At 69.2% G+C, this 7,031-nt stretch carries 6 protein-coding genes; 3 read left to right on the top strand and 3 right to left on the bottom strand.

Annotation, left to right across the window (positions count from 1 at the left end):
- Positions 1 to 54: 54 nt before the first annotated feature.
- From PPSIR1_RS40930 to PPSIR1_RS40920, 3 genes are all read right to left on the bottom strand, one after another.
- The gene (locus tag PPSIR1_RS40930) at positions 55 to 1,059 is read right to left on the bottom strand and encodes a hypothetical protein (RefSeq protein WP_006977227.1); all 1,005 of its coding nucleotides are present in this window, start codon (positions 1,057 to 1,059) and stop codon (positions 55 to 57) included.
- 237 nt (positions 1,060 to 1,296) lie between these two features.
- Positions 1,297 to 2,961 (bottom strand): SUMF1/EgtB/PvdO family nonheme iron enzyme, encoded by a 1,665-nt coding sequence (locus PPSIR1_RS45390; RefSeq protein ID WP_006977226.1) that lies wholly within the window; start codon positions 2,959 to 2,961, stop codon positions 1,297 to 1,299.
- A gap of 1 nt (position 2,962) precedes the next feature.
- Positions 2,963 to 4,105, bottom strand: coding sequence for a DUF418 domain-containing protein (locus tag PPSIR1_RS40920; RefSeq protein WP_269744757.1), 1,143 nt, complete (start codon positions 4,103 to 4,105; stop codon positions 2,963 to 2,965).
- A gap of 261 nt (positions 4,106 to 4,366) precedes the next feature.
- Here PPSIR1_RS40920 and PPSIR1_RS40915 point away from each other — a divergent pair, with 261 nt between their 5' ends.
- The 3 genes from PPSIR1_RS40915 to PPSIR1_RS40905 all read left to right on the top strand — a co-directional run bounded on the left by PPSIR1_RS40915 (position 4,367) and on the right by PPSIR1_RS40905 (position 6,992).
- Complete coding sequence (locus PPSIR1_RS40915) at positions 4,367 to 5,815, top strand: sigma-54 dependent transcriptional regulator (RefSeq protein WP_198154734.1); 1,449 nt, start codon at positions 4,367 to 4,369, stop codon at positions 5,813 to 5,815.
- Between the two features lie 159 nt (positions 5,816 to 5,974).
- Positions 5,975 to 6,556, top strand: coding sequence for an RNA polymerase sigma factor (locus PPSIR1_RS40910; protein ID WP_157596521.1), 582 nt, complete (start codon positions 5,975 to 5,977; stop codon positions 6,554 to 6,556).
- Positions 6,557 to 6,680: 124 nt separating this feature from the next.
- Positions 6,681 to 6,992: a hypothetical protein gene (locus PPSIR1_RS40905; RefSeq protein WP_157596520.1), complete on the top strand. Its 312-nt coding sequence runs from the start codon at positions 6,681 to 6,683 to the stop codon at positions 6,990 to 6,992.
- Positions 6,993 to 7,031: the final 39 nt, after the last annotated feature.

Raw genomic sequence — 7,031 nt, 5'->3', positions numbered from 1 at the left:
CCCCTCCCAGTCCACCTCGTCGAGGGGGGCGCCTCGAGCCTCAGGTCGACCTGATCAGGCCGCGCGCTTGGCCGGCGAGTCTGCCTCGCTGGCCTGGCGCGCCTCGGCCAGGCGGATCCGCGGGATCGCCAGCAAGGTCTCGCGCGCGGCGGGCCGCAGGGTCTCCCACACGAAGTCGTAGACGTCGAGGAGGTCCCGCGGCGCGAAGCCTTGGCCCTCGAGCTCGGCCTGGACCGTGCGAGCGACCTCGAGCAGCCGGTGGTAGTCCTTGCCCCGCGGTCGCCGCTGCACCCGGAGCCCGGACATCAGCATCTTCCCCTGGGTCGAGTAGACCGACAGGCGCACGCAGGTGTGGGCCTCGGGGTGGACCAGGCCCCCGAGGGCGGTGACGATCTCCCAGGTGCCCGCGTCGCCGAGCTCGCGGACCAGGCGATCGAAGCGCTTGTTGGCTTCACGCTCGTCGGCGTGCTCGCCGTGGAGCCACCGGGAGATGGCGAACACGAGCTCCCGCGAGGGGCTCAGCGCCCTGAGCTTGCGCAGCTGCCCCGCGGGGACCAGGTTGGTCCCCGACAGCATGGCGACGACCACGTCGAGGACCAGGCCCCACTGCTCGGCCGCGATCAGCGTGCGCAGCTCGTTTTGGCCCAGCTGCGCAGCCTCAGCCAGCGCCGGGTCTCGATGGCGCTTGAGCCGGCGCCGCGCCCCCGTCCCGCGGTACTTCTTGGTCCACGTCGTGCCCACGAAGCCGGTCGGGTACTCGCGGCGGAACAGCTCGATCTGGTCGCGCAGCGTCGACAGCTGGTTCGTCGTGTCGTTCGTCCCCTCGGACCGGCGCTGGTTCGTCAGCCTGACCATGGCCCTCGCCGCTTCACCGCCCTGCTCGACGACGGCGGACTCGAACAGGGTGTAGTAGCCCTCCTTGAACACCCGCAATTTGCCATCAGAGAACTGGTAGCCGCGCTTGCCGTTGCGCTCCCACACCAGCGCAGCCACGCCCCAGTTCGGGCGCTTGGTGTGGCGAAAGAAGCGGAGGGCGCTGTCCTGGCCAGGCGCGGGCACCGACTCCCCCTTGAAACTGGATTGTAGACTGTTGACATTCGACTGATGCTGCATGGCGATTCCTGGTTGATGTTGATGAACGCGGGGGAGCCCGCCAACTACTTGATTCTGGCTGTATCAACCGGCGCACACAGACGGCGCACTCGGGACACTGCGAATCGTAAGGTAACACATCCAGCTGATGTGCGCAAATCCGATTGAACGCCAACTGCGCCGAGCCAACTGCGCCGAGACAGTTCAGGGTGTATCGAGGCCAGCCGCGTCAGCCACCATATCGCCTGGGAGCCGCGCGTAGAGGATCGGCCAGCGAGCGTCGAGTCGCTCGAGGTCTTCACCGTCGGGTCCATAGACCCCTGCCCCGCGACCAACCCCGCGCGCGCCGTTGGCCGCGACGAGGAACACCTTCCAGTCATGAGCGAAGGCCGCCTGCCACCGCCTCGCGTCGTCGACCGTCCACTCGGCAGACCACGCGACGATCCGCGCGTCGAGTCCGTTGACGAGCTCCTCGTGAAGGTGAGGTCGCCCGTAGATGTCGGCGCAGGTCAATAGCCCCACGCGGCCAAAGGGCGTGTCGAAGGTCGACACCGCGCCGCCGGGCGTGAGCGCGTCCCGTTCGCCGCCGTAGAGCTCGAACTTGTGGTGCGTCCCCGCGACGGCGCCCTCGGGATCGAGGGCGACGACGGTGTTGTAGCGGGCGTCGCTCGCCGGGTCGATGGTCTCGAGGTTGATGACGACGTAGGCGTCGACCTCGTCCGCAAGCTCGGCGAAGCGAGCGAGGAGCGGGCGCTCGTTGGGATCGTCGGCGGGCTCGTCACCGACGTCGGGGCATGTCTCCGCCTCGAACTGGGCGAGGGCGTACTCCGGGGTCACGATGAGCGCGGCCCCAGCCTTGGCGGCCTCGCGGATCAGCCGCTCGATGACGCAGTTTTCGTCGGCGCAGCCCGGCACGAGCTCGCTGGGCTCTGCGTGGGTGAACGCGATCGCTGCGACAGTCGCGGCGCTTGGACGGTACGACGAGGGGCTCGGGAGAGTGGGAGGCTCCTCGTCCCGGTGGTCCGCGAGCGGCAGCGGTGGGCCAGACGCGGCGCCCAGAGTCCGGACGACGCGGAAGCCCGCATAAGCGAGGCGGCGCTCGTGAGGCACGCGCAGCTCGCTCGCGGCGCGGGTGTGCTCGGCGTTGTGATACCAAGAGCCACCTCGCAGCAGCCCAAAGTCGCGGCGCGGCTCTCCCCCCTCGTCGACCCACTCGTAGACGTTTCCAGAGGTGTCGAACAGGCCCCAGGGGTTGGCCTCCAGCTGAGCCACGGGGTGGGTCCAGCCGCTCGAGTTCGCCTTGTACCAGGCGATGCGGTCGGAGACCTCGTCTCGACCCATACACGCGGTGATGGTCCCAGCGTGGGTCGGCGTCGGGCTCCCCGCGCGGGCGAGGTACTCCCACTCCTCGCGCGTGGGCAGACGAAAGCCCGTGCAGGCCTCGGGAGCGCGGACGGTCTGGCACAAGACCCCGTCCGCGGCGTCGCTGAGCTCGCAGCGGTAGCAAGGGTCCAAGCTGGCCTCCCGCGTCAGGGCGTTGCAGTAGGCTGCGGCCTCGTCGAAGGTCACGCTGTCGACGGGGCAGCCTGGACAGCCTTGGTGGTAGGAGGGATCGAAGCCCATCACCCGGGCGAACTGCGCCTGGGTCACCTCCGTCGCGCTCACGGCGAGGCCGTGGTCGAGGGTCCAGCGGCGCGGCTCGGGCTCGCCGCGTTGGCAGGGATCATCGGGGGGCGCGCCGAGCCACGTCGACCCTTTGGGGAGCGTTCGCCAGCTCGTCTCGACGGACTCCGACGGGGATCCCTGCTCGGGATCCCGACGGCAGGCCAGGAGGGAGACCAGCGCCAGGGCAGGGACCAGTCGCTTCATGTCAGCTCGGTTTTGTCATCTCGAGCTCTGAGAGCTCAGCCAAGGGGACGCCGCCCCACGGCGCGGCCGGGCTCCCAGCGCTCAGTTGACGGACGATCAGCTCGACCGGTCCGTAGCGCCAACGCACGCGCCAACGCCACGCGAACCAGACGCAGCCAACGTAGAACAGCAGGCCATAGAGCAGCACCCACACCTGCGAGCCCTCGACGAAGTAGCCGTAGTCGGTGGGGATGGTGATGGCGATGCCGTGGGCGATGTAGGCCGTCAGCGCGAGCTGGCCCGTGGCCATCAGCGCGACCACCCAGCGCGCCTGGGCGCGCTGTTGGGTCACCTCGATGGCCACGCAAATGATGAGCGTGGCGTAGGCGACCCCCATGAGCGCGAACGCAGGGGTCGGGGGCCGCGGCCAGGCGAGGGCCCAGTGCGCGAGGGGGTGGTGAGGCAAGGGCGCGTCCGTCGCGGCGTCCGCCCAGGCGTCGAGCCACTCCACGCCGACGATCAGGGGTACACACAGCGCGAGCATCGGCCGGCGCACCTTTGGATCGTTCAGGTCGACGCGCCCGAGGACGATGCCGACGAGCAAGAAGCTGAGCCATGGGAACACCGGGAACAGGCCGTCGAAGAAGATCTCACCCAGCTCAGCCGAGAGGCTCCAAAACTCGGACTGCGCGTAGTCGACGTGCATCTGGATCGGCACAGCCAGCGCCGTCACGCCAGCCGCGAGGCCGAGCAGGACCCCCGAGCGCGCTCGCAGGAGCACCGCCGCGAGGACCAGAAACACGCCGTACATGTGCAGGATGTCCCAGGGCCAAAAGTGCCGATGGACCAGGCCGAGGGCGAACAAGATCACCGCGCGCCGAACGAGCGCTCGCTGCTCGAAGGCGAGGGAGTGACCGCGACGCAGGGCCGACCGCACGCGAAGGCTCACCCCCACCCCCGCGAGGGTGACGAAGAGCGCCGCGGCCTTGCCCTCGATCTGCTCGATCAACCACGCCACCGCTGGCGGAGCCTCGGACAGCTCTGCCATCGCCGCGTAGTTGACGAGGATCATCCCCAACAGGGCCAGCGCCCGAGCGACGTCGAACCCAGGTGTGCGCGCAGAGGCAGCGGACGGGGTCTGGGTACGAGTCGAGGACGGAGCCATGGTTCGGCCTGCCTCCCCGATTGAGCCACCGAGCCCGTGAAAGGGTGCAGCCCCGGCGACCCCGGACCTTCCGCTGATTTCGTGCACCCCTTCGGCCCCAGAGGGGCTCCAACAAAGCGGTAGTTCGTGGAAGGTAGTAGGTGGACGAAGGTGGCGTGCCGGAGCGAGTGCTCCGGCACTTTTTTGGGCACTCGACGGGAAAACGGGCGGCTTTGGCGCAGAGCCCGATGCCGCTACCATCCGGGGGTCATGCTCCTCCGCGTGCTCGTCGCTTCCGACCAGCGCCCCCTCGCCGAGCGCGTGGTGGGCATCGTGGCGAACTTCGACGTGCTCACGCGCACCGTCCCCCTGAGCCGAGCGCTCGAGCGGATCCACGGGGACGGCTACGACCTCGTGCTCCTCGCGGGTCAGGAGTTCGGCACCCTCGACGGCTCGCTCCAGGCCCTCCAGGCCCTCAGCGAGCTCCCGGAGCTGCTGGTCTTGACCCACGGTCACGGCTCCGAGATGGAGGCCACGGCGCTCAGCTACGGTGTGCGTGGCCTCCTCTCCCTCGATCTCGACGACGGGGAGCTCCGAGCCGCGCTCGAGGCTGTCGTCGAGCGCGTGCACGCGACCCGCCAGGCCCTCGCCCAGCACGAGCACGAGCGGAGCGTCGAGCCCCCCGACGCGTTCATCGTCGAGAGCCCCGCGATGGTCGCCCTGGTCGCCCGAGCGCGGCGAGCCGCGAACTCGATGAGCACGGTCCTGGTGATGGGCGAGACCGGCGTCGGGAAAGAGCGCGTCGCCCAGCTCGTTCACGACGAGAGCCCGCGCAGCGGCGGCCCCTTCATCGCCCTCAACTGCGCCGCGATCCCCTCAGAGCTCATGGAGAGCGAGCTGTTCGGGCACGAGCGCGGCGCCTTCACGGGCGCGAACCGAGCTCGGCGAGGCTTCTTCGAGCTCGCCCACGGAGGAACTCTGTTCCTCGATGAAATCGGCGAGCTCCCCCTGTCGGCCCAGGCCAAGCTGCTCCGGGTCTTGCAGGACAGGCAGCTCCGGCCCCTCGGTTCGGACAAGCTGATCGACGTCGATGTACGGCTGATCGCGGCCACGAATCAGGTCTTGGAGGCCGAGGTCGAGGCCGCTCGCTTTCGCTCTGACCTCTACTACCGCCTGCGGGTCATCGAGCTCGAGATCCCGCCGCTACGCGAGCGCAGCGAAGACATCGCGCGCTTGCTGGAGGCTCAGCTCGAGCGCTTCAACGGTGTCCTGGGCCGGAGCCTGAGCGGCTACTCCGACGTCGCGATGCGGGCGCTGCTGGCCTATCGCTGGCCCGGGAACGTGCGCGAGCTGATCAACGTCGTCGAGCGAGCCGCGCTGTTGTGCGAGGGGCCCCTGGTCGAGCCCGAAGACCTACCTGTCAGCATCGCCGCTGGTGCAGCGAGCGACAGTCGCGCGGCGCAGGTCAATCGTGGGGTGGGCACTCCCCTCGGGGACAGTGCGCCGTCGTGGGGGGTTCGGCTCGACCGGCCCTGGCGGGAGGTGCGAGAGGCGCTGCTTCGAGAGGGCGAGCGCGCCTATCTGGTCGGTCTGCTTCAGGCCACCGGGGGCCGCGTTGGGGCGACCGCGACCCGGGCCGGGCTCGCCGAGCGCTCCTTGTTCGAGAAGATGAAGCGGCACGGTCTGCGCAAGGAAGACTTCCGTCGTCGGGGCGATCCGGATCCGAGCTGAGCGAGGCGAATCGGATGTCGAACATCCGATCTGAGGCAGGGGCTCCGAAGAATTCGGTGCTCCTGCATCCGAAAGGGGAGGTCGCTCGCAGTCGGCGGCCAGCAGCACCGCGCCGCAACTCGACAATCTCAGCGCCTGGTTTTGGTACGCGAGCTGCACATGTCCCTGGCCATGTTGGCCTCGACGCCCTTCACCCCTTCGTCGCACCTGAGCTCGGATCAGCTGGCTTGCCTGCTCCGCACTCACGACCGTCAGCTGCGCGCCATCTGTCGGCGGATGTGCGGGCCCAGGGATGACTTCGACGAGCTGCTGCAAGACACCTACCTGGCGATCGTCCGCCACGTCGGCGGCTTCCGGGGGGAGGCCTCCTTCCTGACCTGGGCGAGCGCGGTCGCCCGAAGTCAGCTGTTCCGCCAGCGGCGCTCCCGTCGACGCTTCACCACGCGCGACGACGCGATCGCCGACGTCGCCCACAGTGACCCCCGTTTCCTCGCCTACGCCTACAGCTGCCCCGAGAGCGCCGCCGCACGAGACGGCCTGCGCGATGGCCTGCGCAAGGCCTTGGCTGAGCTCGCCGAGGTCGATCGCAAGGTCTTCGTGCTCCGAGAGCTCGAAGGTCTGACAGCCCCAGAGATCGCCGAGACCCTCGGGTTGACGGTCTCTGCCGTCAAGTCTCGCCTGCACCGGGCCCGCGCGCAGCTCCGGGGTGCATGCTCGAGGCTCGACGTGGCGCTCACCTGAGCGACGATCGAACATTGAGCTGCACCCATCCGTACCCTCAGAGGCTCGATAGAACTGAGTCAGTTGGAGAGACCCGATGCGCACGACCCACTTTGTTTCCTCGCACGCGCTCGTCCACCCGCGAGTGCCAAACCTCCCCATCCGTGATCTGCTCGGGGCCTTCGCCGAACGGCATGGCCGGGACCTGACTCCGCGGGCGCGACGACAGGTCCACGAGCTCATCGATGGCCTCGCGGACTACCTCGAAGAGCGAGGCGTGCGGGCGATCGCCAACACTGGGAGGCCTGGTGTCGTGACCCAGACGGGCCTCCTCGCGTGGCTCGATAGCTTCGAACTCCACGAGCTCCCCGAGCTCATCGATCCCGGCCGGGACAGTCGGCGGACCGCGGACGCGGCCATGCGAGCCCTCGCGCGGCGCGTTTCGGCCATGCGCTGAGCTCGCCTCCGGCCCCCGTACGGAAACGCGAGGCGGCGC

Origin of the sequence: Plesiocystis pacifica SIR-1 (assembly GCF_000170895.1) — a bacterium.
Lineage (GTDB): Bacteria > Myxococcota_A > Polyangia > Nannocystales > Nannocystaceae > Plesiocystis > Plesiocystis pacifica.
This window is presented reverse-complemented; position numbering and strand designations above follow the sequence as displayed.

What these genes read in the sequence shown, in the direction of transcription:
- PPSIR1_RS45390 (WP_006977226.1), bottom strand. Translation starts at nt 2,961, where the DNA reads ATGAAGCGACTGGTCCCTGCCCTGGCGCTGGTCTCCCTCCTGGCCTGC.
- PPSIR1_RS40920 (WP_269744757.1), bottom strand. Translation starts at nt 4,105, where the DNA reads ATGGCTCCGTCCTCGACTCGTACCCAGACCCCGTCCGCTGCCTCTGCG.
- PPSIR1_RS40910 (WP_157596521.1), top strand. Translation starts at nt 5,975, where the DNA reads ATGTCCCTGGCCATGTTGGCCTCGACGCCCTTCACCCCTTCGTCGCAC.